The 26,825-nt window shown below is 33.2% G+C and carries 22 protein-coding genes; 17 read left to right on the top strand and 5 right to left on the bottom strand.

Annotated features, from left to right (window positions below):
* Positions 1-349 precede the first annotated feature (349 nt).
* The 3 genes from PQO00_RS18350 to xerA form a co-directional block, all read right to left on the bottom strand.
* On the bottom strand, positions 350-1,066 hold the full coding sequence (locus PQO00_RS18350) for a restriction endonuclease (RefSeq protein ID WP_274186316.1): 717 nt from the start codon (positions 1,064-1,066) through the stop codon (positions 350-352).
* Between the two features lie 11 nt (positions 1,067-1,077).
* Positions 1,078-1,572: a hypothetical protein gene (locus PQO00_RS18345; RefSeq protein WP_274186315.1), complete on the bottom strand. Its 495-nt coding sequence runs from the start codon at positions 1,570-1,572 to the stop codon at positions 1,078-1,080.
* A 92-nt stretch (positions 1,573-1,664) separates the two neighbouring features.
* On the bottom strand, positions 1,665-2,738 hold the full coding sequence (xerA, locus tag PQO00_RS18340) for a site-specific tyrosine recombinase/integron integrase (protein ID WP_274186314.1): 1,074 nt from the start codon (positions 2,736-2,738) through the stop codon (positions 1,665-1,667).
* Between the two features lie 118 nt (positions 2,739-2,856).
* Here xerA and PQO00_RS18335 point away from each other — a divergent pair, with 118 nt between their 5' ends.
* From PQO00_RS18335 to PQO00_RS18315, 5 genes are all read left to right on the top strand, one after another.
* On the top strand, positions 2,857-3,249 hold the full coding sequence (locus tag PQO00_RS18335) for a DUF2116 family Zn-ribbon domain-containing protein (protein ID WP_274186317.1): 393 nt from the start codon (positions 2,857-2,859) through the stop codon (positions 3,247-3,249).
* Between the two features lie 508 nt (positions 3,250-3,757).
* On the top strand, positions 3,758-5,713 hold the full coding sequence (locus PQO00_RS18330; protein WP_274186313.1) for a PKD domain-containing protein: 1,956 nt from the start codon (positions 3,758-3,760) through the stop codon (positions 5,711-5,713).
* 29 nt (positions 5,714-5,742) lie between these two features.
* Positions 5,743-8,355, top strand: a complete 2,613-nt coding sequence (locus PQO00_RS18325) for a CHAT domain-containing protein (RefSeq protein WP_274186312.1) — start codon at positions 5,743-5,745, stop codon at positions 8,353-8,355.
* Positions 8,303-8,752 (top strand): TIGR02281 family clan AA aspartic protease, encoded by a 450-nt coding sequence (locus tag PQO00_RS18320; protein ID WP_274186311.1) that lies wholly within the window; start codon positions 8,303-8,305, stop codon positions 8,750-8,752. The genes PQO00_RS18325 and PQO00_RS18320 overlap by 53 nt, the downstream gene beginning before the upstream one ends.
* A gap of 63 nt (positions 8,753-8,815) precedes the next feature.
* Positions 8,816-9,448, top strand: a complete 633-nt coding sequence (locus tag PQO00_RS18315) for a response regulator transcription factor (protein ID WP_274186310.1) — start codon at positions 8,816-8,818, stop codon at positions 9,446-9,448.
* A 1,104-nt stretch (positions 9,449-10,552) separates the two neighbouring features.
* Here PQO00_RS18315 and odhB read toward each other — a convergent pair.
* Together odhB and PQO00_RS18305 are read right to left on the bottom strand one after the other, a co-directional pair.
* Positions 10,553-11,761: a 2-oxoglutarate dehydrogenase complex dihydrolipoyllysine-residue succinyltransferase gene (odhB, locus tag PQO00_RS18310; RefSeq protein ID WP_274186309.1), complete on the bottom strand. Its 1,209-nt coding sequence runs from the start codon at positions 11,759-11,761 to the stop codon at positions 10,553-10,555.
* 49 nt (positions 11,762-11,810) lie between these two features.
* Positions 11,811-14,546 (bottom strand): 2-oxoglutarate dehydrogenase E1 component, encoded by a 2,736-nt coding sequence (locus tag PQO00_RS18305; protein ID WP_274186308.1) that lies wholly within the window; start codon positions 14,544-14,546, stop codon positions 11,811-11,813.
* Positions 14,547-14,779: 233 nt separating this feature from the next.
* On the opposite strand from PQO00_RS18305, the gene PQO00_RS18300 reads away from it, so the two are divergent.
* The 12 genes from PQO00_RS18300 (at position 14,780) to PQO00_RS18245 (ending at position 26,815) form a co-directional block, all read left to right on the top strand.
* Positions 14,780-15,235 carry an alpha-ketoglutarate decarboxylase gene (locus PQO00_RS18300; RefSeq protein WP_274186307.1) on the top strand — a complete coding sequence of 152 codons (456 nt, stop codon included), beginning with the start codon at positions 14,780-14,782 and terminating at the stop codon, positions 15,233-15,235.
* 401 nt (positions 15,236-15,636) lie between these two features.
* The gene (locus tag PQO00_RS18295; RefSeq protein WP_274186306.1) at positions 15,637-16,137 is read left to right on the top strand and encodes a cytochrome c; all 501 of its coding nucleotides are present in this window, start codon (positions 15,637-15,639) and stop codon (positions 16,135-16,137) included.
* Positions 16,138-16,232: 95 nt separating this feature from the next.
* Positions 16,233-16,802, top strand: coding sequence for a fasciclin domain-containing protein (locus PQO00_RS18290; RefSeq protein WP_274186305.1), 570 nt, complete (start codon positions 16,233-16,235; stop codon positions 16,800-16,802).
* Between the two features lie 29 nt (positions 16,803-16,831).
* Positions 16,832-18,796, top strand: coding sequence for a Sec-dependent nitrous-oxide reductase (gene nosZ / locus PQO00_RS18285; protein WP_274186304.1), 1,965 nt, complete (start codon positions 16,832-16,834; stop codon positions 18,794-18,796).
* 250 nt (positions 18,797-19,046) lie between these two features.
* Positions 19,047-19,643 (top strand): hypothetical protein, encoded by a 597-nt coding sequence (locus PQO00_RS18280; RefSeq protein ID WP_274186303.1) that lies wholly within the window; start codon positions 19,047-19,049, stop codon positions 19,641-19,643.
* 52 nt (positions 19,644-19,695) lie between these two features.
* Positions 19,696-20,136, top strand: a complete 441-nt coding sequence (locus tag PQO00_RS18275) for a nitrous oxide reductase accessory protein NosL (protein WP_274186302.1) — start codon at positions 19,696-19,698, stop codon at positions 20,134-20,136.
* Positions 20,137-20,224: 88 nt separating this feature from the next.
* On the top strand, positions 20,225-21,460 hold the full coding sequence (locus PQO00_RS18270) for a nitrous oxide reductase family maturation protein NosD (RefSeq protein ID WP_274186301.1): 1,236 nt from the start codon (positions 20,225-20,227) through the stop codon (positions 21,458-21,460).
* Positions 21,454-22,149: an ABC transporter ATP-binding protein gene (locus PQO00_RS18265; RefSeq protein WP_274186300.1), complete on the top strand. Its 696-nt coding sequence runs from the start codon at positions 21,454-21,456 to the stop codon at positions 22,147-22,149. The genes PQO00_RS18270 and PQO00_RS18265 overlap by 7 nt, the downstream gene beginning before the upstream one ends.
* Before the next feature lie 90 nt (positions 22,150-22,239).
* Positions 22,240-23,022 (top strand): ABC transporter permease, encoded by a 783-nt coding sequence (locus tag PQO00_RS18260; protein WP_274186299.1) that lies wholly within the window; start codon positions 22,240-22,242, stop codon positions 23,020-23,022.
* 245 nt (positions 23,023-23,267) lie between these two features.
* Positions 23,268-23,663, top strand: a complete 396-nt coding sequence (locus tag PQO00_RS18255) for a hypothetical protein (RefSeq protein ID WP_274186298.1) — start codon at positions 23,268-23,270, stop codon at positions 23,661-23,663.
* Between the two features lie 104 nt (positions 23,664-23,767).
* Positions 23,768-24,613 (top strand): hypothetical protein, encoded by an 846-nt coding sequence (locus PQO00_RS18250; protein WP_274186297.1) that lies wholly within the window; start codon positions 23,768-23,770, stop codon positions 24,611-24,613.
* Between the two features lie 201 nt (positions 24,614-24,814).
* Positions 24,815-26,815 carry a TonB-dependent receptor gene (locus tag PQO00_RS18245; protein WP_274186296.1) on the top strand — a complete coding sequence of 667 codons (2,001 nt, stop codon included), beginning with the start codon at positions 24,815-24,817 and terminating at the stop codon, positions 26,813-26,815.
* Positions 26,816-26,825: the final 10 nt, after the last annotated feature.

Raw genomic sequence — 26,825 nt, 5'->3', positions numbered from 1 at the left:
TTCTCGACACTTCATCAGAGGTTCATTTGCATTCATCTCCTTTATTCATACCTGACCACGCTCATGGCGCGGCCGTTTCCATAACGCTCAATACCTTGACTCTTTACCAAAGCACCTTATGGGGGTTTGACACTCTTCCCTGTAGAACAGCACCGGTGGGTCGGTTCCACCATCTTATAAACAGTTGCGTAACGAATTTCAGCCGTTCGTTACTCTCGGCACACATATGGAAAGTTGCGTGTTTGTGTGCGAGGATTTTCCGAAGGAAAATCAGAAGCTAGCAAACGTGCAACTAACATTGGTTTAGCTAAAATTAGCAATTTTTTATATACTGTGTTGTGTGTAGTTTTTATTCAAATAATTTTACTTGGTTAGGGTCAATAAATTCAGGTGGTTCATCTTTTCTGTCTTTTAAGTAGATATGATCCTCCGTCATTCCATTTCCAATATATTCCGATTTAATTCCAAATACGTTTTCACACATACATTCTATATCTTGATAATCAGTTCCAAAGTCCATTATTTCTCCACAACCTTGACATTTAATGTGTAATTCTCCACAATAGGAACATTGTCCTTGATGAATAAGGGTAATTAATCCATCCTTTACCAATGGAATTGGCTCATCCCAAAATATGTAGCCACGAGGAAATCCATCATCATTTCTGCATAATGAGCAATCTGTTAAGTCAAAATGATATTCGTCAAAGTCAATAAAATTGACAATATCTAATTTTATATCTCTATGATATTTTTTGACTCTGTTCAATGCACTTTTTGAATAACCAATGTTTGTAATCATTATACCAAGATGAGCACCAACATCTTCACAAAAGCCTAAAAAAGATTCTACAGTCTTAAGGTTTATTTTTTTACTAAATTTTTTACAATCAATTACAACTTTTAGTTCATTTCCAATTGATTGAGATGTAACTAAAATATCGATTTGCCTACTTCTTTCAGAGAATATTCCTTTTATTCTCTCGTCTTTTTTAATATCAGAATCGGGAAATTCTTCACGTAATTTATCGAAAATTTGATGTTCATATTTTTCCCAATCTTTCATCTTAATCAGGTTTAGTTTCTTCTAATTCTTTTTATTTGGAAAAAATTAAATCTTCTTTCAGTTTCGTCTAATAATGTTATTCTTGCTGTTCCAGGCAAATGAGGTGGATTTGATGCCAAAGTGCAATTAGTCATAACACCAACTAAAGATTCCTGTATCTCATCAGAGTTTTGAGTTCCAACATCAAAAATTAAGGTTTTGTTCATTATTTCTGGCAAATTCTCTTTTGTATATTCTAAAGGATGTATGTAATTCGGTGGATAAACATCATTTATCAAGAAAGCAATAACTTCTTGTTTTGCGTGGTCAATACTACTATATAAAAGTCGAACATCGTTGCTATCAACTAATTGAGTTCCATAGTTAATTTCATTCGGTTCTGTCAACTTATAGTAACATACAATTTGGTCTTCCTTTTCCTCAATTCCATTTTCTGTCTCTATCCTTACATTGTCAAATGAAAGCCAAACGTGATTTCGATTTATTGTTATTCTTTCTGTTGTCATAAATGTTTACTGGTTTTTCGGCACTTTCTCAAAATTACACACAACAATTGTATATGCGTACTGGTACGCATATTTCTTATTTGTCATGACCGCTAATCTAGTGGATTTTTAATTGTTTTGAAAGTATTTGTTGCTACATGAGTATATATTTCTGTCGTTTTACTAGACCCATGGCCTAAAAGCACTTGTATTTGCCTTAAATCTACTCCCGATTCCAAAAGGTGGGTAGCGAAGCTATGACGAAGAACATGAGGTGTTACACATGGCTTAATGTCCGCTTTTTTAGCTGCTCTTTTAACTATTTTTAAAACACTTGCCCCACTATATTTCTTACCATTTTGCCCTTCGAATAAATACTTTTTTGGCTTCCATTCTCTATAATATGCTCTTAAATCCTCTAGAGCAGTTTTAGATAGTATAGTAAACCTATCTTTATTTCCTTTAGCCCCTTCAACACGTATAAGCATTCGCCTACTATCCACATCTTCGATCTTCAAATTTAATAATTCACTCCTTCGCAATCCAGAACCATATAATAATTCTACTATACATTTATGTTTTATATTATTGGTGTTACCTATTAAAGCAAACACATCCTCTTTAGAAATTACTTTTGGGAGTTTAGACTCCTTACGAGGCCGTTCTATCTCATAAAACCTATTAGGCATTCCAAGTACAACTTCATAATAAAATTTTATAGCATTAATAACTTGATTGATATAAGAATTTGACATTTTTCTATTAATAAGTACTTGTAAAAAGGCTCTAATATCACTTTCATTTATAGCCTTTAAATCTTTTGATTTATAATGATTAATAAACATCTCAAAAAAAGTCACATAAGTACGTACTGTGTTATTTGCATACCTTTTTAACTCTAATTTTAATAAATATGCTTCTGGACAAACCCGGTATCCAGAAATTGGTTTTCTGTTTCTAAACCAATTTACATTTATGGGCTCATTATATGTATTAATAGGTTTATTAGTTAAAAACTTATTATAATTAATCCAGGCTACACCTTTAAATGTATTAAATATTTGTGCTAGATTTTGTTTGGTATTTAGTAGGTATACCATATTGTAATAAGTACTCCATTTTGGATTGGATAAACTTTTTACTAAGGCTTCTATCACCTTATCTGACTGAAATTTTATACCAATCATCTTTCTATTATTAATCATAAGATGGTATAAAGTGATCGATTTCAACTGATTCATAGAGCAATAATAGTGAGGTCATGGAATTTAATTAGTATATTAAACGGATAATATGCGTTTTAAAATGGATAAGTATAGAAATTGCCCCGTATGTGGTTTTTCAATTAAAGGACGATCTGATAAAAAATTTTGCTCCTCTAAATGTAAATCTATATACCAATATGAAAACCGTCAAAAAAAAGAAGCTTTTTACCTAAAAGTAGACAGGCAATTAAAAATAAATAGAAAGCTTTTAAAGCACCATAATAAATCGGGATATACTACACTTAAAAAATCCGAATTGCACGCCAAGGGATTTGACCCTAATTTTTTTACGCATTATTGGAAAACACAAAATGGAGAGGTTTATTTATTTTGCTACGACTATGGCTTCCTGTCATTAGAGCGAAATGGAAAAAGAAAATATCTCATAGTACAGTGGCAAGATTATATGAAATTTGATAAGCCCAAAAAATAAAATAAATATTCTATAAACTTTTTAGATTTAGCATTAAATCGGAAGCCTATTTGAGACTGGTCTTTTAATTTGCATCTATGATACCAAAGAAGAGCAAATTATTTCTTCAAAGTTCTTTATATGCTTTTGGTGTGTAATTGGATGAGCCTCTTTTGAAAAAATGCTCATTGTACGAAAATAAGAATATATGGAAAATAAAAAATTCAATCCTTGGCACCTCTCCTTCTTTTCTGTTTTATTTCATTATAAAACCAGAAGCATCATTCCTCTAATTTTTTTGTTTAAAAATTAGGTAACAAAACCCCCATGTTTTGTATATAAATACAAAACAACATAGTGAAAAAAGCCATGTTTATATTGTTTGTAATAATTACCATACTATTAGTGCTAATTGCTAATATAATAATTATAGCATCTAATTTTTAGGCGCCATACTAATGTGGAATCATGTAAAACTATTTTAAAATGGTACTTTTTGTATATTTAAACCTATTTAACCGCAATTTTCATGAACAAACCATTTCTTTTTATTTGTTTCTTATTTGTATGTGCGTACAGTTACTCCCAACAGTTAATCGTAAGCGATACCCTTACAAGAGCAGCTACTATTAACAGTACAACGAATGGTAATGAAATAATCTTCACTCCAGAAACACCCCCTTTAAACCAAATTGCAGGTGCGCCAAAAGCATTTTACACCCATTACTGGGAGTTTGGTGACGGACATTACAGTACCGAAGAAAAACCAAAGCATGTATATAAGAACAAAGGTGAATATGAAGTAAAGTTATGGGCTACCAATAATTACGATACGGGCAAACCACCAACAACAAGGCCTAAAAAAATGGCTATCAATTCAATAACGACCGACTATGAAGACTTAGCCATCATGGATGAAGACTTTACGATAAAACGTAATCGTGAACCTGTTCCTGAGGAAGAAATAGTAGCCATAATGAGCTATAAAAACATTAAGGATTATGTTACCAATGGTAAAATATATCTATTCTATAATGAACTTAAATATAAAGCCAATAATTTTGAATTGATAGAAACGAGAACACATCATAATGAAAAAAATAGTTTAACAGACCATTTTGCGTATACGAAGCGCATTGATGATGAAGGCACTTACTTGGCTTCTATAAATAATGACCTTATTAAATCGAGTATCGTATTACAGGACTCGACAGAAAAGACAAATCTGCCTTTAACTATCGCAGAATCCCAAGCATACTATAAAGATTGGAGCCTTTTGGAATTCAACGACATGCAACCTAACGAAGAGCGCCATATATTTTTTAGCTTAAAGACGACCCCGGAAATGGTTAAGGATACCAGTGCTATTATATCGGTTCGCGGTATTTATATCCCAGATAATAACTATGATAATCATAAAGTAAAAGACATGGAAATGGAAATTGTTACCTCACATGACCCTAACAAAATGTCATCAAATGGTACATTTATGAATTATAGGGTCGTCCGTTTTAAAACCTTAAAATATAAGATTAAGTTTCAAAATAACGGAGAAGGGCCCGCAAGAACCATACGGTTGGAAACCGATATTCCAGACATGTTGGACAAATCGACCTTAAAGGTTATGGACATGTATCCTAAATGCGATATTTGCCCTAAGCGAGACGTTCTTTACAGTTGTTTAGATACGACATTTACAGATACCCAGGCTATTTTTACTTTTAAGAATATTTATCTTCCTGGAAGCGAACAAAAAAATGTAAAAGAATACGATTCAACAAAAGGTTTCGTAAAATACAGCATTAAGTTTGCTAAAGATTTTCATAAGAAAAAAACAAAAAGTAGAACGGCCATTATCTTTGATAAAAATGACCCTATCCTTACCAACTATTCAACCACTCGGTTTTTACCCGGTATATCCATCGGTGCTAAAGTAGGGTATAATTCGTTTAACAGCTTAAAAAACTCTGAGAGCTACTTTTTTGGTGCTACATTGTCTCCTTTTAAATCCTATAGATGGTATTGGCAGGTAGAGTTAATGAATAATTTTCATAATTATGACGCAAACACAAATGTTAGGGAAGAGTTTATACAGGAAGCACAAGGCTTTCGGTTTTTACAACGCACCACTACCGATGCTTCTTATGAGAATATTGATTGGGACATTCCTGTTTTAATCAGGTATAACGTTAATAACTACATAGGCTTAGGTGCTGGTTTGCAAAACACCATATCCCTTAGCGAAAAACAAAACCAAACCATTTTTATAGAACAATTTGAAGGCCAGGACCCAGATGCGCCTGTTTTTAACACCATGACGAATAATACCAGTGAAACCAATTCTTTTACCAATTTAAGAACAGGGTTATTATTTGAAGCTACAGCCGGTTTCGCAAGAATCGGTCCGAGTTTGGGCGCCCGTTATATTATGGATTTCGAAGATCGTTTTAACTATTGGCAATTCTATGCCATTTGGAAATTTTGAAGCTAAGCAGCATTTGGCAGCTCACTCTTATGAAAAAACTAAGTCTGATTTTCTTTTTAATTTATGGCGTTGCTTTTTCCCAAAATTTAGAAGAGGATATCTATGTCGCAACCGAAACGTTTATTGGCAATCCAAACCATACGTCGCTAAAACTTTTAAGCGAACAAGAATCTGCATTCAAAAAACAAGTAAAAAGCAAAAATGAGCAATTAGCTCTTGTTTTTTTACAATGCCATAAAGGGTATTATTTAGATCGAAATTCTCTGTTAAAAGATGCAATCTCAACTTTTGAAGACGCTTTAAACCGTTTTAAAACACATGCCCTTTCAAAACTTTCTGATTTCGATATTATTGAAAGCTGCTTTATTCCTCTGGGAAATTTATATACCAAAACGGGAGATTATACGAATGCCGAAAATATAATAAAACAATATATCTTCTTGGCCGAGAAAAAGAATCATGTAAAACATCAAACAAGTGGTACTATTAATCTAGCTATTTTATATAAAACTACCGGTAGGTATGAAACCGTATTAAAATTAACCTCCGGTTACCTTAACAAACCAAACTTAAATAAACAACAAAAACAAAAAATCACCCAGTTATACATTGATAGCCAAATTGCACTAAATGCCATAAACAACGTTTCAGACATTCCTAAAACAATTAATAATAGCCTCTATAATGAGCATAGAAGTAATTATCTAATCCAACTACAAAAAGGCAATTATGCTGAGGCATTAAAAGCTTTTAACAAGGCCAAAAAACATGTTCTTAAAGACCCTTTATCCAGAAGAAAACGCGCTAAATTTTATTTAGAAGAAGCGCAACTCAACATACTATTAAACCATTTAAACGAAGCTAAAAATGGTTTGGATTTAGCACTTCAAGCTTTATTGCCAAATATAAAGCCCAAGGGGTTTCTTAACAAAAAGAACCTCTATGCTGAAAATACATTTATAGATATTTTTGATTTATACGCTACACTTCAAGAAGACTATAAATTGGCACTTAGCTATTATGATTTAAGTTTTTATGTTTCTCAATTATTACAAAACAACTGGACCTCTCAAGAAAACAAAAGATCGAATCAAACAAGCAATAGAACCCGCAGTGAAAAATGCATAGATATTATCTTTGACGCATACCAAAACACTCAAAATGACACGCTTTTACTAACAGCTTTTCAATATGCAGAATTAAACAAATCGGGAATATTAAAAGAAAAAGCTATTAAAAAAGGGCTATTAAATAAATATCCTAACGATAGTTTACTCCTTAAAGAAGCTCATTTATTTAAAGAGCAAGAAAGAATTACCCACCTCTTAATAAATGAACAATTGGGTAAATCCCAGGCCTCAGTAATTACCGCCTTAAGTTCAGATCTGAATGCTGTAAGTATTCAATTAAAAATACTAAAAGAAGCTATAAGTAAAAAATATCCAGAGTTAGAGGACACGCCTTTTTTGGTTGACGACCTACAAAATAAATTATTAAAAGATGAAGCCGTTTTGGTTGAATACTTTTATGGCAGAAAAAACATCTATCAATTTATAATTTCCAAAAACAATATTAACCTTAGTAAAATTAAATTGGATGAAACCACCAAAAAACACATCTTAGATTTCATTCATTCATTTGATACTCCTTCCATAATAAATAATGACATAAACAAATTTACAAACACTGCCTTTACACTTTATAACATCCTGAACCTCTCAAAAACTGCTTCCTTTAAAAACGCTATCATTATTCCAGATGGGTTATTAAACTTTATACCATTCGAAGCTTTGCTATCTTCTAAAACAAATACAACAAATTTTTCAAAAATGCCATTTGTTGTGCAAAATCAAAATATCGTTTACAATACAAGTACAGCATTTTATCTAAAAAAAGAAGAAAAAAAGAAAGCAAATAGCCTTCTTGGCATCTTTCCCGTATTCGAAAACACAAAACATAGTTTGATCTATTCCATCGATGAGGCAAATGCTATAAAAAAAGAAATGCAGTCCACTCTTTTTTTAAAGGAACAAGCCACTAAAGAAGCCTTCATTAAAAATAGTTCAAGCTATAGTATTATACACTTGTCTACGCATGCCAGTAGTGGTGATTTTTCAACCTCGGCAAATATTGAGTTTTATAAAAATACGATGTTTCTAAACGAACTATACAGCCTCGATCTAAATACAAACCTCGTCGTTTTAAGCGCCTGTGAAACGGGCATTGGTGCATTATACAAAGGGGAAGGCGCTATGAGTATAGCTCGCGGATTTCAATATGCCGGAGCGCAAAACGTATTGTTTTCTTTATGGCAAATAAATGATCTATCTACGTCTCAAATTATGCAGTCCTTTTATAAAAATTATGGTGACAATAAATCTGCCAATACTTCAAACCACCAATCGAAATTAGATTATTTAAAAGATGGCGCGATTAGCAATATAAAAAAATCACCTTATTACTGGAGTGCTTTTGTTTATTATGGTGAATTAACAAAGCCAGCTAATAATAATGAGTTAATTTGTGTCTACATGGGCTTATTTATCTTCCTTATTATATTACTTTTACTGTTAAGAGTTAAAAAATATTATGGAAAAGGAAAAGACACTACAGGAGTTCCTTCACAAAAAAGGGTACGTTAAAGTAAAACTGCACCTAACTAAAACCAATCATTTTGAAATAAAAGCATCCATAAATGGTCATAAAGGGTTATTTATTTTAGATACTGGTGCATCAAGTTCTTGTGTAGGTTTTGAAGCTATTGAAACCTTTAAACTAAAAACTGAAGATTCTATTATTAAAGCTGCAGGGGCAGGTGCTATAGATATGGATACCAAAATGTCTAAAAAAAACAAGATGAAGATTGGAAAATGGAAACGTAACAAAGTTGTTTTGGTTTTATTTAATCTTACTCATGTAAATACAGCTTTGATAAATCATAATTCTAAACCTGTTGACGGCATTATAGGAGCTGATATTTTAAAAAAAGGGAAAGCCATTATAGATTATGAAAAGAAATATCTATATTTAAAACTATAAAAAACCTACACGTAAGCGATGGACTACATTTTTAATTAATAGCACCTTAATTCTCCTCATATAATGAATACCTCAATAGTGATTGCTGACGATCATCCGTTGATGTTAAGAGGTCTAACTGATTTTTTAACTTCTAAAGGTTTTAATATAATAGGAAGCGCCCAAGATGGAAATACGGCCTATAACCTTATAATTAAACTAAAGCCAAAATTAGCCATTCTAGACATAAGAATGCCCCATAAAACTGGGCTGGAAATAGCCGAAGCCTGTAAAAAAAACAATTTAGACACCAAAATTATCCTTATCACTTTTGATAAAGAAGAAGAATTATACGATAAAGCCAAAGAATTTAATGTTTTTGGGTACATCCTAAAAGAGTTTGCCATTGAAGAAATTGAAACCTGCATTAAACATGTTATAAATGGGACACCATATTTTAGCAAAGAAATTGTATCTTATCTAAACTCAAGCAATTTAGAACAAAAGCCCGATACATTAAATTTGTTAACGAAGTCCGAACTAAAAATAGTAAAGCTCATCTCTGAAAATAAAACAAGTCATGATATTGCAACAGACTTATCAATTTCTGTTCGCACAGTAGATAAGCATAGAAGTAATATTGTTGCCAAATTAGGCTTAGATAACAAACCTACATCACTATCTATTTGGGCTAATTTAAATAAAGCTCATTTTTAAAAAATACGTAGAACTGCGTATTTTTTTTTTCACTTATACAACATACCTTTACCGGGCTATTAATTAGTTCTTAGGGAGAATTAAAGAAGGTTCTAAATTATTATGATTTAGAGCCTTCACTTTTTTAAAACCAATTGAATTTTAAAATTTCGAAATAAAAGGTAGAAAATCGATCCTAGGGCAAGGTATTAAATCTAAGATCCCGCTTTTCAGCAAAATTAGCCTGCCACGACAAAGGCATGGTTTAACTGTCTGCTTAAAATGATTTCTTTGCAACTTTTCTCAAGCAATAGGTCATGGACTCATAAAAGCCAGTGATATAAACAGATTTCAAGTGTTTTTGTAAGATTTAATTGACGTAAAAACCTCTTTCTTAATTAAAAATACGTAGAACTGCGTATTTTTTTTTTCCCCTGTGCAACATACCTTTACAGTGCTATTAATGAATTCTTTGTGAGAGGGGATTTTTTATGAAAACTCTGTGCTTATATAGGCACAGAGTTTTTAATCAAAATAATTTTAGGAAATAACAAGTTTAAAGTAATAACAATGCAAAAAAGAAATGATGTAATTGATAAATACTGTATGATAGGACTAGGTGTTTTAGTGGTTATTGTTATTTCTATAAACCTTATAATGTGTTTTAGTTAGTTTTAATCTTTAGTTAGTTATAAAGGGTCTAAAAAAAGTATTAGAAACCAAAAAGTCCCATCGAGTATTTCGATTTTAGCCTGTCTAGAGTACTTCTTCAATACTCAGCATAAACCAAAATCGAAAGACTCGAAGGGGCTCTATCTTTAGACCTTTTTAAACATTTAGATATTGAACTAACGCTTCTCGCCTTTTTTCTTATTTACTAAAACCTACCTACTAAGTAGGAACGGCTGAAATTTGCCTATATTTCGTTACTTTTTTTATGCTTTGCGATACTTTGGCTTCCTGCCCGTCCGGCAGGCGCTCAGCACAAGTGCAATGCCTTTAAGAAAGGATCTCTTCTAAACAAATTTTATCTCCTTTTAGTTCACTTAACTCTTATTATCATAAATAGGAGTTCATGAATCTTCGATTTCGGTTAAAAACAAAAAGTCAAGATAAGTTCATTTATTAAAGTTCTAAAGCTTTCTTGATATCATTGTTCATTAATATTTCTACAGGATTTTCTAAAGCTTCTTTTACAGCAACTAAAAAGCCCACACTTTCTTTACCATCAATAATTCTATGATCATAAGAAAGGGCCACATACATAATGGGACGTATTTCTACTTTTCCATCAATGGCTACTGGGCGCTCTACGATATTGTGCATTCCTAAAATACCGCTTTGTGGAGGATTAATAATAGGTGTAGATAACATACTACCAAATACACCTCCATTGGATATTGTAAAAGTTCCACCCGTCATCTCATCAACTGTAATTTGTCCATCACGAGCACGAATAGCTAAACGCTTTACTTCTGCCTCAACACCTCTAAAACTTAAATTCTCTACATTTCTCATAACAGGAACCATTAGGCCCTTTGGTCCGGAAACAGCTATGCTAATATCACAAAAATCATAGCTTATCATTTCTTTGCCATCAATCATCGAGTTAACCGCAGGATACATTTTTAATGCTCTAACAACTGCCAATGTAAAGAAACTCATAAACCCTAAACCAACACCGTGCTTCGTTTTGAATGTTTCTTTGTATTCAGAACGTAATGCAAAAATTGGGGACATGTCAACCTCATTAAAAGTCGTTAACATAGCTGTCGTATTTTTAGCTTCAACTAAACGCTCCGCTACTTTACGACGTAACATGGACATTTTACTTCGCGATGTCCCTCTACTACCTCCTGTTGGTGTTCCCATAGAAGGCACAGCATTTATAGCATCTTCTTTAGTAACTCTCCCGTCCTTTCCTGTTCCAGAAATAGAAGCCGAATCCATCCCTTTTTCTGCTAAAATCTTTTTAGCAGCGGGGCTTGCAGAACCTGTTGCATATGTTTTTGCTTCTGGAGTAGCTGGTTTTGAAATTTCGGTTTTTGGTGCTTCTTCTTTTTTCTCTGCTTTAGGTGCATCCCCTTCAGGCTTTTCAGCACTTGTATCAATTAAACAGACCACAGCACCAACTGCAACGGCATCACCTTCTTCTGCTTTAAGCGTAATGGTTCCGCTAGCTTCTGCTGGTAATTCTAAGGTTGCTTTATCACTATCTACCTCAGCTATAGCTTGGTCTTTCTCAACATAATCCCCATCTTCTACTAACCATGTTGCTATTTCCACTTCTGTAATGGATTCCCCTGGCGAAGGCACTTTCATTTCTAAAATCATTCTTTATAATTTTAATTGTATATGAATTATTTCTCTTTATTAATAAAAACTAGTCTATATTGAAAACGGCATCTATTACGGCACGTTGTCTTCTTTTATCCCGTGTACTGGATCCTGGTGCCGGTACCGAACTATATGGTCTTGAAGCTACTTCTAACTTAACCAGATCCATACGTTGTGCCATGAAACTCCAAGCCCCCATGTTTTTAGGTTCCTCTTGTGCCCAAACATATTTTTCTGCATTTGGATACTTATCTATAACGTTTTGTATGCTTTCCAAATGCAATGGGAACAGTTGCTCAATTCTCACTAAAGCAATATCTTCTCTTTCTAACAAATCCCTTTCTTCCAATAAGTCGTAATAGAATTTACCTGTACAAAAAACTAATTTCTTAACATGCTTAGCAGCAATCGTATCATCTATAACTTCTTCAAATTTGCCATTTGCCAATTCATTTATTGACGATACTGCTTTTGGATGACGTAATAAACTTTTAGGTGTAAATACGATTAATGGTTTTCTAAAGTCGCGTTTCATTTGACGACGCAATAAGTGAAAAAAGTTTGCTGGTGTAGAACAGTCTGCAACGACCATATTATCATCGCCACACAATTGTAAATAACGTTCAATTCTAGCTGATGAATGTTCAGACCCTTGCCCTTCGTAACCATGAGGCAATAAAACAACAATACCGTTTTGGGATTTCCATTTATCTTCGGCCGCAGATAGATATTGGTCAAAAATAATCTGTGCACCATTACTAAAATCACCAAACTGCGCTTCCCAAATAGTTAATGTATTTGGGTTGGCCATAGCATAGCCATAATCGAAACCAAGCACCCCATACTCTGATAAAAAAGAATTATAAATATCCATTTTACCTTTATTTTCAGGGTTTGTATTTAATAAATTAATCCGTTCTTCAGATATTTCATCCCGTAAAATGGCGTGACGGTGACTAAATGTTCCACGCTCTACATCCTGACCTGAGATACGCACATTAAAACCTTCTTCCATCAAACTACCATAGGCTAAAGTTTCGGCCATTCCCCAATCAAGATTGTCAGTTTCAAAAACCATTTTTTTACGTCCATCAAGAATCCTTTCAGCTTTACGTAAAAACTTAACCCCTTCCGGAACTGTTGATACTATTTTTGAAATATCCTCTAATTTATGCTTTGAATACCCTGTGTCTATAGTTTCTAGCATGGCATCCAAGCCCTTACGGTCAAACGCAGACCAACGTTCCTGCATGAACTCTCTAACTTTTGAAGACTCTGCCTTTTTAGATTTGTTATACTCCTTTTCTAACGTTTCCTTAAAGTCTGTAACAAGTTTATTTACGTAAGTACTATCAACCGTATTTTCTGCAATTAACTTATCTGAATATATTTTAAACGGGTTAGATTGTTTCGCTATATTTTTATATAGTTTAGGTTGTGTAAAACGAGGCTCGTCACCTTCATTATGTCCATATTTACGATACCCTAATAAATCTATATAGACGTCTTTTTTATAGCGCATTCTATATTCTAAAGCCATTTCAACAGCATGTACCACAGCTTCAGCAGCATCTGCATTAACATGCAAAACCGGTGATAAAGTTACTTTAGCCACATCAGTACAATACGTACTGGATCGTGCATCCAGATAATTAGTGGTAAAACCAATTTGGTTATTAACAACAATATGAATGGTCCCTCCTGTTTTATAGCCATTTAGTTGGCTCATCTGTCCAACTTCATACACAACTCCTTGCCCAGCAATAGCAGCATCTCCATGTACTATAATGGGTAGTATTTTTGAATTATCACCATTATAATCACTATCGATCTTTGCTCGTGTAATGCCCTCTGCAACTGGCGCAACAGTTTCTAAGTGAGATGGATTTGGAACCAAATTCATCTTAATACTCTTTCCGTTTTGATACGTTTTATCTAAAGTTAAACCTAAGTGATATTTTACATCACCATCAATATTTTCATCTTCAAAATCCTTACCTTCAAACTCACTAAAAAGCTCATGTAACGGTTTTCTAAAAATATTGACCAATGTACTTAAACGCCCACGGTGCGCCATTCCTAAAACACATTCTTTTACGCCATATTTTTCTACCGAATAAAAAAGCACATTACTAATTGCTGGTATTAAAGACTCTCCTCCTTCTAAAGAAAAACGCTTTTGTCCCACATACTTGGTTTGCAAAAAGTTTTCGAAGGTAACGGCCTGATTTAATTTAGAAAGAATATATTTTTTTGTTTCTACAGAAAAATCAGGATGATTATCATTTTTATTAAGCTGCTCTTGCCACCATTTAATAATTTCCGGATTACGCAGATACATATACTCAACACCAATAGAACTACAATAAATCTTTTCTAAATGGATAATGATACTACGCAATGTTTTAGCACCAATCCCCAAAATCTCTCCAGCATTAAAAACAGTGTCTAAATCATCTTCGGAAAGGTTAAAATTTTCTATATCTAAAGTAGGTGAATAGCTTCTGCGCTCCCTTACAGGGTTTGTTTTAGTAAACAAATGGCCACGCATCCTGTACCCATCTATAAGTCTAACAACATTGAACTCCTTTTGAACCTGTTCTGGGATTTGAACGCCTTCTACAATCTCACCATTTAGCCCATAGTTCTCATTACCAAAATCGTAACCCTGGAAAAAGGCTCTCCAACTAGGTTCTACCGAATCTGGATTTTGTAAATATTGATCGTATAAATCAGCAAAATATGCTGTATGTGCTGCGTTTAAAAATGAAAATTTATCCATTGTTATTTTTAATCCCGTGTAGGTTAGTCAAAATATTTTCCAAAAATACAACTTTTACTAAAATTAGATGTTTCTTTGACTATATTTATAAGCGCACCATATGCTTTTAATGAATATATTATTGTTACCTGTTAATTTTTTAATGATTTCTAATTTTAATGAAGACATTCCTTATCATTAATAAAAAAATAATTTTAATTATACTTGTTATTTCATTTAGCCTAAACAGTTTAATGGCACAACAAAAAAACAATTATTTCTGGAGTCACGTCCGTTTTGGAGGTGGTATTGGTCTAAACTTTGGCGATAATTTTTTTAGTGGAACTATCGCTCCCAGTGCTATTTACGAATTTGATAAAACCTTTGCTTTAGGTTTAGGGTTCAATGGAACATTTGACAACCAAAAAGAGGTTTATAAATCAACCATTTTAGGAGGTAGTTTACTCGGATTATTTAATGTAATTAATGAGATACAACTTTCGGTAGAATTTGAACAACTTAATGTAAACCGCCGCTATAATTTTAATTTAAATATTCCTGACAATAATTATTGGTCACCCGCCTTATTTCTTGGTGCCGGTTATAGAAGCGGTCATGTTACTTTTGGAGTACGATATGATGTTTTATATGACAAAAATAAAAGCATCTATATAGATCCTTGGGCACCTTTTGTGAGATTCTATTTTTAAACTCATTATACAAGAATTTAATCTTTTTTCCCATCTATAACATTCACAATACTCATTATAGAATGGTTCAAATTGGTGTCGTCTAAATAAAACCCACCTTTAGCCCCCTAACAGACGATACTATTTTTTCTTTAACCATTGCCTGTAGCAATTTAGCAATATAAGCTTGTGGAACGTTTATGGGTTAGCTAATATCCTTAACCATAACCTTATTTTTTTCGTTGGCATTTAAGGCCAAAAACAGCACCGCCTTAATAGCGTATTTTGATGAATTTGATAACATTTTTTAATATAATAAAACCAGAGCAAATATAAAAAAGATGTTTTTGTCCTTAATATGATTTTTATCATATTTTATTGTGCTATATGGCTTTAAATTTGTATACAAAATGACATTAATTATGAAAAAAACACTAAACATTGCAATGGTATTATTTGTATCACTTCTAATTAGTTGTGGCGGTAAAGAAGAAAAAAAGAAAGCAGGTTTTTCTTATGAAAAAAAGACGTCTACAGAACAAAAATTGGAAAAAGTCGAGTCTGTTCCTGCTTCAAAAAAAATAGATCTAGCAAACAAAGGTATTGGTCCAATCACCTCTATTAACTTGCCTCCTAAAATCGATCAAACCATGGCAACCCATGGTGCAGATGTATTTAAAAAAATGTGTACTGCTTGCCACAGGCCAGATAAAAAATTCATTGGACCCGCTCCAAAAAACATTTTGAGCAGACGGTCTCCAGAATGGATTATGAACATGATATTGAATCCTAATGAAATGGTGCAAAAAGATCCCTTAGCAAAAGCATTACTTATTGAATTTAATGGATCCCCTATGGCGAACCAAAACTTGTCTGAAGAAGATGCCAGAGCTGTACTAGAATATTTTAGAACATTAAAATAGCTCCTATAAAATATAGCATAACTAAAATTTTGACACAAACCGAAATAGTGACTATACGAATAACATCTGATTACTAACTAAAAAATATAACACAGGTGAAAACATTAAAACAAACAGTTCTTACATTGTTGTGTATTATAACATTCACAGCTTGTAAAAATGAAAACAAAGTGACCTCAACAGGTTCATTATCTGAACAAGTAACACCTCCTGCAGAAAAAACCGGACAAGCTTTTATTAAAGATGACGAAGGGAAACCAACAGTTTTGCATATCGCTATTGACTCTAAAGACCATACCACTTTAGTGGCTGCAGTTCAAGCAGCAGAGTTAGAGAATGCCTTAGTAAACACAGGGCCTTTAATGGTATTTGCACCAACAAACAAAGCTTTTGCCGCTTTACCAGAAGGCACTGTAGAAAATTTATTGAAGCCAGAAAACAAAGAAGCTTTAGCTAATATCTTAAAATACCACGTAACCCCTGGAAACTATTCGAAGGAATTTCTTAAAAAATTTAAAAAATTAGGACAAGCTAACAACGGCTATGTTAAGGTAGAAGTTGTAGACGGTGAACCACTAATTGGTGGTGCTAAAATCATTGCAAGTATCCCCGCAGGCAATGGTATTGTACATGTAATTGATAAAGTATTATTGCCTACAGAATAATTAAAAACATTAACCAAATTTAGAAGATAATGACAAATATTTTAAAATCAACAGTTGCATTATTAAGTGTTCTTGTAGCTTTTACAAGCTGTGATACTGCATCGAAATCTAATTCTGGGGCACTTTCTAGTAGTGCGGCAGAAAAAGTTTATGTAGCTCCTGGAGAGCATGACGAATTCTACGCCTTTATATCCGGTGGGTTTAGTGGACAGCTTTCCGTTTACGGATTGCCATCTGGGCGTTTATTTAAAGTCATCCCTGTGTTTTCTCAAGATGCAGAAAAAGCTTATGGATATAACGAAGAAACAAAACCGATGCTAAACACATCTCATGGTTTTGTGCCTTGGGATGATTCGCATCACCCAGACATTTCTCAAACAAATGGGGTCGTAGATGGACGTTGGGTATTTATTAATGGCAATAACACACCACGTATTGCAAAAATAGATTTATCGACTTTTGAAACTACAGAAATCATTGAAGTTCCTAACAGTGCCGGTAACCACAGTTCTTCTTTTGTAACTGAAAACTCGGAGTATGTTGTTGCAGGAACTCGTTTTTCTATCCCAATTCCTCAAAAAGACATGCCTATAAAAGACTATAAAGGCAACTTTAAAGGCGCTTTATCTTTTATTTCTATAGACCCAGAACATGGTCATATGGCTATTAAATTCCAATTAATCATGCCTGGTTTCGATTATGATTTATCGCATCCTGGTCGTGGAAAATCTCACGGTTGGTTCTTCTTTACTACTTATAATACCGAAGAAGCAAGTACCCTTCTGGAAGTCAATGCCTCCCAAAACGATAAAGATTTTATAGCCGCGGTGAACTGGAAAAAAATTGAAGACTATGTTAACAATGGTGGTGGTACTATGATGCCGGCAAACTATGCACATAACGTGTATGATGAAGCAACACATTCGGCGACTTCGACCATGAAAAAAGAAGTACGTGTTGTAAATCCTCTAGACGTGCCAGGTGCCGTTTATTTCTTACCAACGCCTAAATCACCACATGGTTGCGATGTGGATCCAACTGGTGAATACATAGTTGGTAACGGAAAACTATCGGCTAACTTAACCGTACATTCTTTCACTAAAATGTTAGATGCTATTGAAAACAATAAAGTAGCTGGTGATGCTTACGGTATTCCCATCTTAAATTTCGAAGATGTATTGGCAGGCGTTGTAGAACAGCCAGGGTTAGGCCCTTTACATACAGAATTTGATGGTAGAGGAAATGCATATACTACTTTCTTTATTTCTTCTGAAGTTGTAAAATGGAAATTAGGAACCTGGGAAGTTGTAGACAGACAACCTTGTTACTATTCTGTTGGTCACTTAATGATTCCTGGAGGAAACTCACAAAAGCCATGGGGAAAATATGTAGTAGCAATGAATAAAATTACCAAAGATCGTTATTTACCAACAGGTCCCGAAGTAACACAATCGGCGCAACTTTATGATATTTCTGGAGAGAAAATGGAATTATTATTAGATTTCCCAACAATTGGGGAGCCTCACTATGCTGCTGGGTGTCCTGCAGATTTAATAAAACCCCGTTCTAAAAAACTCTATAAATTAGAAGATAACAAACATCCATATGCGACTTTAAGCGAAGCAGATGCAAAAGTGGTTAGAGATGGTAAAACGGTTCATGTTTACATGACTACCATACGTAGTCATTTTGCACCGGACAATATTGAAGGTATCAAAGTAGGCGATAAGGTATATTTCCATGTAACAAATTTGGAGCAGGATTACGATGTGCCTCATGGTGTAAGTATCATTGGAGCTAATACCTCCGAATTACTAATTATGCCAGGACAAACAGAGACCTTCCAGTGGGAACCTGAACAAGTAGGAGTATGGCCTTTCTATTGCACAGATTTCTGTTCGGCATTACATCAGGAAATGCAAGGGTACGTACGCGTATCCCCAGCAAACTCCAACACACCGCTAAAATGGTCGCTTGGTGAAGATATTGAATAATAGAAAATAAGGTTAGGGAAATTTTGTTTTAGTGTTTATTTCCCTATTAAGGCGAGGGTTATACGTTTCGCTCTCGCCTTACTTTTTAAAGCATTAAATTCCTGCGACCTGTGTCGAACTTGTTTCGGTAAGGCAGGAATCCCATAAACATCCTGCTAATTTAGTATCAGAATGTTTAATGCTCTTGAATAAGATAAACACTATAGTATAACTAAAAAATGAGATTCCTGTTTTCACAGGAACTAAGAAGATGAAAAGATCAAATATCATCATGTTTATTGCAGCACTGCTTCCATTGGGGGTATTCTTATTCCCGCTTTGGAAAATAACGCTGGAAGCTCCGCAATACCCTATTCCACTAGGTATGTATATTCATATTAATGATTTTTCCGATGTGCATCCACATGATATTAAAAACATTAATTTAATGAATCATTATGTGGGCATGAAATACATCCCAGAGGTCATTCCAGAATTTAAAATCTTTCCTATAGGTATTATTATTACAACCGTTATAGGTTTAATTATTGCCTTTAAAGGGACCTACAAATGGTTCTTATTTTGGTTTATTTTAATGATTGTTATAAGTAGTGCCGGCCTTTACGATTTTTATCTTTGGGAACACGACTATGGCCATAATTTAGACCCTAAAGCCATTATGAAATTTACAAACCCGGACGGAAGTGTTATGGGCTTTCAACCGCCTTTGTTTGGAAGTAAGGACATTTTAAATTTTAGAGCTCATTCTTACCCAAGGTTAGGAGCCTTTTTTTTAGGGCTTGGAATTGCAGCTTCCTTCATAGCCTATTTAATTGGAAAGAAAAACAAACAAAAAAGCGCGTCTTAATCAAGTCCTTCCCTTCGGGAAGGACTTAGGATGGGATATAAACACTAAAAACATGCAAACACTAAAATACTATTTAATAATAACGTTATTGCTACTATTATGCTATGGCTGTAATGTTAAACCTCAAGCTATTGATTATGGGAACGATGGTTGTCATTTTTGTAAAATGACTATTGTAGACAAAGTTCATGCTGCCGAAATTGTCACAAAAAAAGGCAAGACCTATAAATTTGATGCTACAGAATGTATGATTAATTTCATAAAAGATTTTAACACATCAGAAATTCAACTCTACTTATCAAACAATTATAAAGAACCAGAAGTTTTAATAGACGCCACACAAGCAACATTCTTAATAAGTAAAAACATTCCGAGTCCTATGGGTGCATTCCTATCAGCTTTTAAATCTAAAGACGACGCTAAAAAAACTCAGAAAAAAAAAGGTGGCACATTATATAATTGGGAAGAACTGTTAGCCCATTTAAAAGACTAAATATTATGAAATGAGACATAGAACAATTCTTGATACTACTAAATGGCAAATGACATCTAACAGATAAAAAACAATAAAATTTAAACAGATGAAAAACCTGTTGCTTTTTTTTACAGTCATTTTAATAGCTTACTCCACATACGCCCATAATATTGAAGTCTGCAACACATGCCCTATCTCAACTTTAAAAAAAGCCATTTCATCTGCAAAAGATTTTGACACCATCTTGGTTAAAAAAGGCACATATAAAGAGCATAATATTTTAATTGACAAACCCCTAACAATTATTGGCAAAAACTACCCGGTAATTGATGGAGAACTAAAAGGAGAAATTATAACTATTGTTTCTGATAGTGTAACTGTCGACGGTTTATTTATTATAAATGTTGGTACGAGTTACACGGAAGATTATGCGGCTATTCGGGTAAGAAAAAGCAAGAACTTCGTCATTCAAAATTTAGTTTTAGAAAAGCTGTTTTTTGGTATTTATTTGGAAAAATCACGTGACGGAAAAGTATTTCATAACAAGATTATTGGAGACGCTATTCAAGAATATAATTCTGGAAATGGGATTCAATTATGGTATAGTAAAAATATTGAAATTGAACACAATTTTGTACAACATGTACGCGATGGTATTTATTTGGAATTCTCTGATGCTTGTTTAATTAAAAATAATGTTAGCGCAGAGAACTTACGTTACGGTTTGCATTTTATGTTTTCCAATAACGATATATATCAAGATAATACATTTGAAAAAAACGGTGCAGGTGTGGCGGTTATGTTTTCAAAAAAAATAAAGATGTTAAACAATACTTTTAAAGAAAATTGGGGAACAGCATCCTACGGTATGCTTTTAAAAGAAATAAATGATGCCGAAATTACAGGAAATACTTTTGAAGAAAACACCATTGGCATTAACATTGAAGGCTCCAACCGTATTATTTATAAAAACAACAACTTTATTAATAATGGATGGGCCATTAAAATTCGTGGTGCCTGTTATACCAATCATTTTATAGAAAATAATTTCCTATACAACGCTTTCGATATTTCATATAACAGCAAGGTGAATGATAATATCTTCGATAAAAATTACTGGACCAGTTACACAGGTTACGATCTGGACAAAGATGGTATTGGTGATGTTCCATATAGACCCGTGAAATTATTTTCATACATTGTAAACAGAACACCAGAAACCATCATTCTATTACGTAGTTTGTTTATTGATATTATTGATTTTTCTGAAAAAGTCTCGCCTGTTTTTACACCCGATAACTTACTGGATAACAATCCTTTAATAAAGAGAATAATATGGTAAGCATTGAAAACCTACATAAAAGATTTAATAAAAATGTGGTGTTAAACGGTGTTGATTTAAATATTGCTAAAGGTGGTATTTTTGCTATTCTTGGACCAAATGGGTCAGGAAAGACCACGCTCATAAAATCTATTCTTGGTATGGTTATCCCTAATAAAGGAACCATTAATGTCCTTGGAAAAAATATTAAAAACAGTTCGAGTTACAGACATAAAATTGACTATTTACCACAGATTGCCAATTTTCCAAATAACCTAAAGGTTGGGGAACTTATTAAAATGATTAAAGATTTACGTAAGAACACCAAAGAGGATCAACGTTTAATCGAACTCTTTATGCTACAACCCTTTTTAAATAAAAAATTAGGAAATCTTTCTGGAGGGACAAAACAAAAAGTAAACCTTGTTCTAACCTTTATGTTTGATAGCCCTTTAATTATTTTAGATGAGCCAACCTCGGGTTTAGATCCTATTTCGCTCATCCGGTTAAAGCACTTAATTCAAGCAGAAAAAGCTAAAGGAAAGACCATTTTAATCACCTCCCATATTATGAGTTTTGTTGAAGAAGTTTCAGATGAAATTGTATTTCTTTTAGAAGGGCAGATTTACTTTAAAGGGTCTATTTCAGAATTAAAAAACAAAACCAATCAGCCAGATTTCGAACATGCCATTGCGTCTATTTTAACCTAAATTAATTAGGTCCTGCGATCGACCTAACAATTCTAAATATAAAATGTATCCTCGAGTGCCGTCAAGAGGTTTTTAAATTGAAACAGAATCATGCTTAAAATATTAAAATACAGTTTTTTCGATTTAATGCGCAGCCGTTGGAGCTATGTCTATTTCGCTTTTTATTTATTACTGGGAATTGTTTTACTATTTCTTAACAATGATTTATCAAAAGCCGTCATTACATTAATGAACGTTATTATCGTACTGGTCCCTTTGATAGGAACCATTTTTGGGGTTATGTATTATTATAGCTCCAAGGAGTTTACAGAACTGTTGTTAGCCCAACCGTTAAAGCGTCCATCCATATTCCTAGGGCAATATTTAGGTGTGGCCATCTCATTATCCATGAGTTTAATTTTAGGTTTGGGCATCCCTTTTATTGCTTATGGGTTGTTAAAATCAAACACTATTTGGGATTTCTCGTTACTGCTTATTACTGGAACATTTCTAACCCTGATTTTTACAGCATTAGCTTTTAATATCGCATTGACCAATGAAAATAAGATTAAAGGTTTTGGGTATGCCATATTGCTTTGGCTCTTTCTAGCTATTATTTATGATGGTTTGTTTTTAATGTCTTTAGTGCTTTTTGAAGATTATCCATTAGACAAGCTATCGTTAGTAGGTACCATGCTAAACCCTATAGATTTATCACGAACACTCATTTTGTTGAAACTGGATATTTCGGCATTGTTAGGATACACAGGCGCCATATTTAAAAAATTCTTTGGAACTAATTTTGGGCTCATTGTATCTTTTATAATGCTAGCTGTTTGGGTTGTTTTACCTGTATTACGAATTGTATTCAAATCTAAAAAGAAAGACTTTTAATTATAAAGCACTTAGTATCTATATTTCTAATTGTTGCAGCCTATAGTTGTAAAAACAACAAGATTGAAATTGAAACAGATTCCATTCTTAAAGAATTAACATTAAATAAATGAAAACCAATATTTTACAATAAAAAAAGCAACGCTATTAAACTTGCAAATTTATATAAACGAATATTTTGAGCACTTTACAATTGAATGATATGTATCATATTTTTACACCTAAAAATATTCTAAATTTGAGCTATGATCAAGGCTTTAGCACATAAAATCACAGCATCGTTTTTGGTAATCATGTTATTTGCGCATAACATTAATACTTTGACGATTATTGGTGATTTTATTATTAATCAAGACCTTATTGCTAAAACATTATGTGTTCAAAAAGAAGACCAACAAGGTTGTAACGGTAAATGTCACTTAAAAAAACAACTCGCAGAAAACAACCCCGATTCTAATAACAAACTTCCTTTTCAAGAAAGCAAAAGGATAGCACTAGACTCTTATTGTCTTTTTACTTCGCATATATTATATATTCACTTAAACGAATTTATATTACCCCAAGTTAAGTTATTTCATAACGCATCAAAAATCGTAAAAACATTTATAGAGGTAGAAACGCCTCCTCCATTATTTAGTTAATTTTTATTGTTAAAGAACCTTATGGTTTTATCGCTTCTTCTGGCTCATATAAATGAGCGAGGCAGAACCTCTACATATTTTTCAAAAAAACTAAAACATTAAAAATGAGACTAAAGTATATAGTACCAATCTTATTCATCTCCTTATTTACAGTCGCTTGTTCTACTGATGAGAATGATACTCCAATAATAAATGGTATTGAAAATCTTGTTAAAATTCAAGAGATTACAAACAACGATCATACTATTGAATTATATAACAAAACAGGAAAATTTAATACAGGCTACAATAGCGTAACGATAAGAATTAAAGACAATGCTAACAATTCTTATTTTGAAAACGCAAACATATCTTGGATGCCAATGATGCAAATGCCAACCATGCAACACACTTGTCCAAAATCTGCAATTGTAAAAGTTACAGATAAAAACACACTCTACGAGGGCTTTATAATATATCAAATGACTAATACCGATGGTTCAGGTTGGTCATTAACATTTAATTACACAATAAATAATGAAGATTACACTGCTACAGATACCATTTCTGTAATACAATCCGAAAAGCAAAATGTAACAAGCTTTATGGGGAGTGATGATACAAAATACATCGCAGCGCTTATTGAACCAAAAGACCCTATAATTGGTATTAATAATCTTATGGTTGGGCTATATAAAATGGAAAACATGATGTCTTTTCCAGTAGTACAAGACTACAAAATACTATTAGACCCAAGAATGCCAGGCATGGGAAATCACAGTTCTCCCAACAATACAGATTTAAGCTACAACACAGCAGATAGTATGTATCATGGTGATTTATCTTTAACAATGACCGGTTATTGGGTGCTTAATTTAAAATTAAAGAATAGTGAAAATACTGTTCTAAAAGGCGAAGATGTCACGGATCAAAATACACAAAGTTCTCTATACTTAGAATTAGAGTTTTAATTATTAAATAGATGATTTAGTATAAGGGTTCAAAAGTGTCATTCAGAGCATTCCGACAGCTGTCGGAGTCGAAGAATCTCGCTATCTCTAAGTTAAACGAAAAACAAAAAGTTTACTTTTAGATGCTTCAGTCGTTCCTCCCTCTGAATGACACTCACCCCTTTTTCATTAAAACACCTTCAACTTGATAACACATCTATCATGAAAAAATGCTTTATAATAGGTATTTGTTTCTTTTGTAGCCATATCCTTTTTTCTCAAGAAAATCGTTTAGAAACAAAAAAAGACACAACAATACTACAAGAAACCATTGTTATTGCTCAGCGCAAATTAAGTAATTACCGTCAAGAAAAAACCTTATCGAGTATCGATGCTTATTTAGAAAAAGCCAACCAAGTTACCATGATAAAACGAGGCAACTATGCTTGGGAACCCTCTTTAAATAATATGGTAAGCGACCGGTTAAACGTTACCATAGATGGGATGCAAATTTTTGGAGCGTGTACCGATAAAATGGATCCTATTACATCGTATGTAGATGTATCTAATTTGGAACAGGTAAGTATCAATTCTGGACAAGAAGGTGCTGAAAATGGACATTGTATTGGAGGTGGTATTGATTTACAAATGGCACCATCAAAATTTCATAATTCTGGACTAAAAACCAGTATCGATTTAGGCTACGAAACCAATGGTAATTATAAAACGACTGGTTTAGACGTGGAATATTCTGGAAATAAATTTTACTTAAATACAGATGGCATATTTCGTAAATCGGATAATTATGATGCTGGTAATGAAAAAGAAGTTATGTATTCTCAATTTCAGAAATATAATTTTTCACTTCAAAGTGGTTATAGCCTGTCCGACAACAATGTGTTAGAAGCCAATATTATATACGATAAAGCTACAGATATTGGCTATCCTGCACTACCAATGGATGTTTCATTGGCCGAAGCTTTAATTATATCTGTAACTCACAGGTATAAAAATGGTTCTGCTCGAATAAAATCATTGGAATCTAGACTATACTTTAATACCATAACCCATATTATGGACGATAGCAACCGTCCTGACGTACCCATTAGAATGGATATGCCCGGATGGAGTGACACCTATGGATTTTATAGTAAAGCGACCTTAAAAGAAAAAAAACATAGTTTACTTATCAACCTCAACGGATTTTACAATAAGTCGTTAGCAGAAATGACCATGTATCCTAATGATCCAAACCAGCCAGATATGTTTATGTATACATGGCCAGATATAAGAACCCTTTACACAGGCTTATATATAAATGATCATATCGCTTTAAACCCCAGTGAATCCGTTTCTACAGCATTAAGACTTGGTATCCATCGCAATAAAATTGCAAAAAGAGCAGGCGTAGAAAGTTTACAAATTTTTCATCCAAATGTAAAGGAGTCAAAAAGCTGCTTTATTTTAAGCCTTTCCGGAGCATATACCATTAAAAAAAATACATTTGATGCAACACTTGGTCTTGGTTATGGGGAAAGAGCCCCTTCTGTAAGTGAAGGCTATGGTTTTTTCTTGTTCAACAGTTTCGATAATTATGATTATATAGGAAACCCTAATTTAAAAAATGAAAAAGCCTTAGAGTTAAATACGAAAGTTAATTTTAAATTCGATGCGTTAAAACTTGGGATCACATCATCTTTCTTTCATATCTCAAATTATATTATTGGAGAAACCGACAATACAGCAAAACCCATGACTATTGGAGCCAATGGCGTAAGATTATATAATGCCTTAAACCATGCCTCCATTTTTGATGTTTACCTTAATACAACTTATAATTTCTCAAAGCAAATCTCATTTAATAGTTCCATCGGGTACAATTATGGCGTAGAAAGCAATAAGCAAAACCTACCTTTAATCCGCCCCCTTTCATATCTGGCCGAAATAAATTATAACACTCAAAAATTTAACGCCGCATTGCAACTAGAAGGCAACGGTAACCAAAGTAAATACAGCAGTTTTTATGGTGAGGACGAAACACCTGCTTATATCGTTTTAAACCTTAATCTGGGGAACATACTTTATCTAAAAAACAACAAATTAGTTTTTAAATATGGAGTTGAAAATATTTTAGATGCTAATTATTCAACTTATGCAGATTGGAATAACATTCCCAGGCAAGGAAGGAATTTTTATCTAAACGCTTCTTATATCCTATTTTAAATATAAAATT

The sequence above is a fragment of the Flavivirga sp. 57AJ16 genome (genome assembly GCF_028736925.1).
In the GTDB taxonomy this organism is placed as follows: Bacteria; Bacteroidota; Bacteroidia; order Flavobacteriales; family Flavobacteriaceae; genus Flavivirga.
The sequence above is the reverse complement of the archived record's forward strand: the minus strand, read 5'-3'. Positions and strand labels throughout refer to the sequence as shown.

What these genes read in the sequence shown, in the direction of transcription:
- PQO00_RS18350 (WP_274186316.1), bottom strand. Translation starts at nt 1,066, where the DNA reads ATGAAAGATTGGGAAAAATATGAACATCAAATTTTCGATAAATTACGT.
- PQO00_RS18345 (WP_274186315.1), bottom strand. Translation starts at nt 1,572, where the DNA reads ATGACAACAGAAAGAATAACAATAAATCGAAATCACGTTTGGCTTTCA.
- xerA (WP_274186314.1), bottom strand. Translation starts at nt 2,738, where the DNA reads ATGATTGGTATAAAATTTCAGTCAGATAAGGTGATAGAAGCCTTAGTA.
- PQO00_RS18335 (WP_274186317.1), top strand. Translation starts at nt 2,857, where the DNA reads ATGGATAAGTATAGAAATTGCCCCGTATGTGGTTTTTCAATTAAAGGA.
- PQO00_RS18330 (WP_274186313.1), top strand. Translation starts at nt 3,758, where the DNA reads ATGAACAAACCATTTCTTTTTATTTGTTTCTTATTTGTATGTGCGTAC.
- PQO00_RS18325 (WP_274186312.1), top strand. Translation starts at nt 5,743, where the DNA reads ATGAAAAAACTAAGTCTGATTTTCTTTTTAATTTATGGCGTTGCTTTT.
- PQO00_RS18320 (WP_274186311.1), top strand. Translation starts at nt 8,303, where the DNA reads ATGGAAAAGGAAAAGACACTACAGGAGTTCCTTCACAAAAAAGGGTAC.
- PQO00_RS18315 (WP_274186310.1), top strand. Translation starts at nt 8,816, where the DNA reads ATGAATACCTCAATAGTGATTGCTGACGATCATCCGTTGATGTTAAGA.
- odhB (WP_274186309.1), bottom strand. Translation starts at nt 11,761, where the DNA reads ATGATTTTAGAAATGAAAGTGCCTTCGCCAGGGGAATCCATTACAGAA.
- PQO00_RS18305 (WP_274186308.1), bottom strand. Translation starts at nt 14,546, where the DNA reads ATGGATAAATTTTCATTTTTAAACGCAGCACATACAGCATATTTTGCT.
- PQO00_RS18300 (WP_274186307.1), top strand. Translation starts at nt 14,780, where the DNA reads ATGGCACAACAAAAAAACAATTATTTCTGGAGTCACGTCCGTTTTGGA.
- PQO00_RS18295 (WP_274186306.1), top strand. Translation starts at nt 15,637, where the DNA reads ATGAAAAAAACACTAAACATTGCAATGGTATTATTTGTATCACTTCTA.
- nosZ (WP_274186304.1), top strand. Translation starts at nt 16,832, where the DNA reads ATGACAAATATTTTAAAATCAACAGTTGCATTATTAAGTGTTCTTGTA.
- PQO00_RS18280 (WP_274186303.1), top strand. Translation starts at nt 19,047, where the DNA reads ATGAAAAGATCAAATATCATCATGTTTATTGCAGCACTGCTTCCATTG.
- PQO00_RS18275 (WP_274186302.1), top strand. Translation starts at nt 19,696, where the DNA reads ATGCAAACACTAAAATACTATTTAATAATAACGTTATTGCTACTATTA.
- PQO00_RS18270 (WP_274186301.1), top strand. Translation starts at nt 20,225, where the DNA reads ATGAAAAACCTGTTGCTTTTTTTTACAGTCATTTTAATAGCTTACTCC.
- PQO00_RS18265 (WP_274186300.1), top strand. Translation starts at nt 21,454, where the DNA reads ATGGTAAGCATTGAAAACCTACATAAAAGATTTAATAAAAATGTGGTG.
- PQO00_RS18260 (WP_274186299.1), top strand. Translation starts at nt 22,240, where the DNA reads ATGCTTAAAATATTAAAATACAGTTTTTTCGATTTAATGCGCAGCCGT.
- PQO00_RS18255 (WP_274186298.1), top strand. Translation starts at nt 23,268, where the DNA reads ATGATCAAGGCTTTAGCACATAAAATCACAGCATCGTTTTTGGTAATC.
- PQO00_RS18250 (WP_274186297.1), top strand. Translation starts at nt 23,768, where the DNA reads ATGAGACTAAAGTATATAGTACCAATCTTATTCATCTCCTTATTTACA.
- PQO00_RS18245 (WP_274186296.1), top strand. Translation starts at nt 24,815, where the DNA reads ATGAAAAAATGCTTTATAATAGGTATTTGTTTCTTTTGTAGCCATATC.